Raw genomic sequence first — 3,769 nt, 5'->3', positions numbered from 1 at the left:
CCAAGCCGCCCGCAGACCATCATGCCTGGACGTGCCTGCCCAATCGCGTATCCCGATTGTTTCTTGCCCTCGCTTCGCTTCCCGCACTCGACACGCACAACCGGCGCCGCACCGATTCAATCCCCATAGCCACCGACAGCGGAGCGGCTTAGCTCAACGAATTTTTAGCGGAGCGGAAACGGCTTGTTCGCCGTGTCCCTAGTCAATTCATTGCGCCGCTTCCGCTCCGCTAAAAATCCTCTGGATTATCTGTCCAATCTTGTTCTGAATCTAAACTGGCAGGCATGAAAACGCGTGAGATAGCCCCCATCGCCTTCCCCAGCGACGCTGAACTGGCTGCGCTGCGCGCCTGGTATGCCAGTCGACCCTCGAGCGGCCGTCGCGCGCTATCTGGGCGACCGCAAGGCGCCCGGGGCGTCGGCGCGCGGCGTGCTCGGCCGCATTCGGCGCACTCTGGTCGCGTTCGCGACGAGCCGTCACCGGGCTGACCTGGGTGAAACATTCGGCGAGCGATCCGCCGCGTCGGCCGACATCGTCGCACGCGCTATTGAGACATTGCGCAGCCTGCCAGCACCGGTGCCGCACATTGCCGACGAGATCGACCAGTGGTTGCCGCCGCGCGTGGTGGGCGCGCTGCAGGCGCACGGCCTCCGGACGCTGGCCGATCTGACCGTGCGGATTCCGCGCCGGCGCCGCTGGTGGATCGCGATCGACGGAGTCGGCGTCGGCGTCGCCGGCGCGCGTCGCGTGGAGGCGTTTTTTGCCGCCCATCCGGCACTGACCGAACGGGCGCGGGCGTTGATCGTCGTGGCACCGGCCGGCGACGTCGTGGCGTGGGAGCAGTTGCGTGTGCCGCACGAAGTCGACGGCTCGCATGGACAGTTCCGCGCACCAAGGGCTGCTTGCCTGCTGAATGCATCCAACGACTACGAGGCGATCCAATCCTGGCTCTCGCTGCACGACTCGGCCACCACGCAGCGCGCCTACCGCAAGGAAGCAGAGCGCCTGATCCTGTGGGGGATCATCGAGCGAGGCCGAGCGTTGTCGTCGCTCACCACTGACGACGCGATCGCGTACCGGGCATTCCTGCGCCGGCCCACGCCGCGCGAGCGTTGGGTCGGGCCGTCGCGGCCACGCCACAGTGTTGAATGGCGACCTTTCATCGGCGCGCTCTCGCCCCGATCAGCGGCGTACGCACTGAATGTCCTGTCGGCGCTATTTCGCTGGCTGGTCGAGCAGCGCTACGTGCTGGCGAATCCGTTCGCCGGCGTCAAGGTCAAGAGTGACGCGCCGCGTGCGGGATTGGACGTGTCGCGCGGTTTCTCCGAGGGCGAGTCGCTGCTCATCCGCACCGTTGCTGACGGCCTCGAATGGTCCTACGGCTGGAGCGTGCCGGCCGCCCAGCGCGTGCGGTTTCTGCTGGACTTTGGCTATGCAACTGGCCTGCGCGCGAGTGAACTGGTCGGCGCGACGCTCGCCGATATCCGTCGAGATGAGCACGGCGATCACTGGCTGCACGTGCTCGGCAAGGGGGCAAGCGCGGTAAGGTTGCGTTGCCGTCGCTCGCCCGAGCCGCGCTGGATCAATTTCTCGTGCAGCGTGGGCTGCCGGTTACGCCCGCGCGCTGGAACCCGGCGACGCCGCTCGTCGCGAGCCTTGAGGAGGACGGCGCAGGCATCGAACTAAAAGTATGCGATCCACGACCGACGCCCCTCAGAGGGGATGTGCGGAGTGCAGCATGTCTAAACGCGGCGTTGGGTTAGCGAAGGTCCGCAGGGATTTTCCAGGGAAGCAGCGCGTCGTAGTCGTCGACGGTCTTTGCCAGAGGTAGCCGCTTGAACAGCCATGTGAAGTAACGATACGGGTCGATGCCGTTGGCTTTGCACGTTTCAACCAGGGAATACAGATTGGCACTCGCGTTAGCGCCATCTACAGTATCCGCGAACATCCAGCCTTTGCGACCTATTACGAAGGGGCGAATGGAATTTTCGCAGGGATTGTTCGATATGGGCCAGTCGCCGTTCTCGATGTATCGGATCAGCTTCGGCCACTGTTCGCGCAGGTAGGTTAGCGCCTTGCCGAGCAAGCTGTTGGGCACGACACCGGGCGATTGCTCGAGCATCAGATTGTGGATGGCGTCGAGCACGCGTGCACTGTACCGTCGTCGCAATCGCTGCCGCCTGTCGGCTTTCCATTTCGCGCTACGCGCCTCGGCAACGAACAACTTTCCGATCAGCTTGATGAAGCGCGTCGCGAGAAGATCGGGCGAGCGCGCTGCCTTGGGCACATTGTCCTCTGCCTTGACGAAGTAGCGTCGGCAATGAACCCAGCATCCGATGTGCACCAGTTGGTAACGCTGGGCAATGCCGTTATAGGGCTCGTATCCGTCGGTCATCAGGGCCGCCCCTTCACGCACGCCGACGAACAGCTTGTCAGCCAGCTTTGCACCTCGTCCGGGCGTGTAGGTGAAGCAGCAGATCGGCGTGCCCGAACCGGTCATCTGCGCCCAGAGATAGCTCTTTGTTTGTGGCTTGCGTCCCTTCTCCTTCAGGACCTGGAATGTCGTCTCGTCGCAGTAGATCAGATCGGCATCGAGCAACGCATCGCGCATCAGGTTGATCACAGGTTGCGTCGCGAGCCCGACACGGACGATGCTTGCTGCGATGGTGTTCGATGAGATGTCGCCGCCGAAGCGTCGCAGCAGGCCGGCCTGACGGTAGAGTGGCATCCCGAACTGATACTTGCCGGCAGCGATCCACGCAATCGCCGATTCGCTCAGGAGTCCTCGTGGGATGATGCGCGGCGGCGCTGGCGTGACCTTGATGCCAAGATCGCAGCACGGGCAGGCATACTTGACGCGCTGGTGCTGGATGACGCGGAGCTGCTCCGGGATCACGTCGAGCTGTTCGCTGGTTTCAACTCCGATCTCCACAAGCGCGTGACCGTCGTTGGCGCAGAAGCGATCGGCTTCGGGCAGTTCGTGCCGCACGACATCGCGCGGCAGACTGGGATCGAGCGGCTTGCGGTGGCCACGCTTCTTGCGAGTGTGCGCGCCAACCTTCGTTTCCGGTGTGTCTTCCTGCGCGGGCGTGGAGCTTGCACCGAGCGCCTCAGCTTCGTTGAACAAGCCGTATTGATCAGAATCCCGCGCTTCGCTCTTTGCACCGAACAGCTCGCGGCGGTAAGCCCGTAAGCGCTCCTCCGCGAGGTCACGCTCCGCTGTCACGAGTCGCAGCGTGCTGCGTAGCTCGTCACGTTCCTGCTGAAGCGCAGCGTGCTCCTCGCGCATCGCCAGGAGTGCCTTGAGCTCGTCGGCAGAGAGGGTGACGTTGATCGGCATGTCGCTTAGACCGGCACGCCAATGTCGTGTTCAACTCACACGAGCATAATGTCGTTTCGGATGGCGCCGAAGCGCGGCAATGTCCGCGCCCTTGAGTAGCCACTGCAACCGCTCGACGTCCAGCGTGACGACCCCGGTGCTACTGTCGGGCCAGACGAAGCGGTCCTTTTCTTCGAGCCTCTTGTAACATACCTCGAAATGCAGGCTCTGGGGCTGCCACAGAACATCTTGTCCGCATCACTCACCCGTTCCACCCGTTCAGCGGACAGCAACTTCTCTGTGTAGGTGAGCGCTATAACCGGTCTGGCCGACGTCTCCTGCTGCGCATCGACGACAAGAGTTATTGCTCCGTTCCTCCGAAGTGGACCGATATGAGCGAGCCTGATCCCGAGATCTCTATGGGACGAGAGCGCGCGTTGTTCACGGTCA

3 protein-coding genes and 1 pseudogene are annotated in these 3,769 nt (G+C 63.3%); 2 read left to right on the top strand and 2 right to left on the bottom strand.

The window, feature by feature from the left end:
* Positions 1 to 284 precede the first annotated feature (284 nt).
* Positions 285 to 1,679 (top strand): annotated as a pseudogene (locus M3I54_RS43695) (phage integrase family protein); the annotation flags it as partial.
* Between the two features lie 80 nt (positions 1,680 to 1,759).
* On the opposite strand, the gene M3I54_RS43690 reads toward M3I54_RS43695, so the two are convergent.
* Both M3I54_RS43690 and tnpB read right to left on the bottom strand, forming a co-directional pair.
* Positions 1,760 to 3,340, bottom strand: coding sequence for an IS66 family transposase (locus M3I54_RS43690; protein ID WP_134456638.1), 1,581 nt, complete (start codon positions 3,338 to 3,340; stop codon positions 1,760 to 1,762).
* A 30-nt stretch (positions 3,341 to 3,370) separates the two neighbouring features.
* Positions 3,371 to 3,544 (bottom strand): IS66 family insertion sequence element accessory protein TnpB, encoded by a 174-nt coding sequence (gene tnpB / locus M3I54_RS45655; protein WP_375542327.1) that lies wholly within the window; start codon positions 3,542 to 3,544, stop codon positions 3,371 to 3,373.
* Here tnpB and M3I54_RS45650 point away from each other — a divergent pair.
* Positions 3,529 to 3,769, top strand: a 241-nt coding sequence (locus M3I54_RS45650) for a DUF5372 family protein (protein ID WP_375542326.1), incomplete at its 3' end; no start/stop codon positions are given. The genes tnpB and M3I54_RS45650 overlap by 16 nt on opposite strands.

This window comes from Paraburkholderia sp. CNPSo 3274, from assembly GCF_024206475.1.
In the GTDB taxonomy this organism is placed as follows: Bacteria; Pseudomonadota; Gammaproteobacteria; order Burkholderiales; family Burkholderiaceae; genus Paraburkholderia.
The sequence above is the reverse complement of the archived record's forward strand: the minus strand, read 5'-3'. Positions and strand labels throughout refer to the sequence as shown.

Excerpts from the sequence above, each read along its gene's own strand:
- M3I54_RS43690 (WP_134456638.1), bottom strand. The coding sequence starts at position 3,340 with ATGCCGATCAACGTCACCCTCTCTGCCGACGAGCTCAAGGCACTCCTG.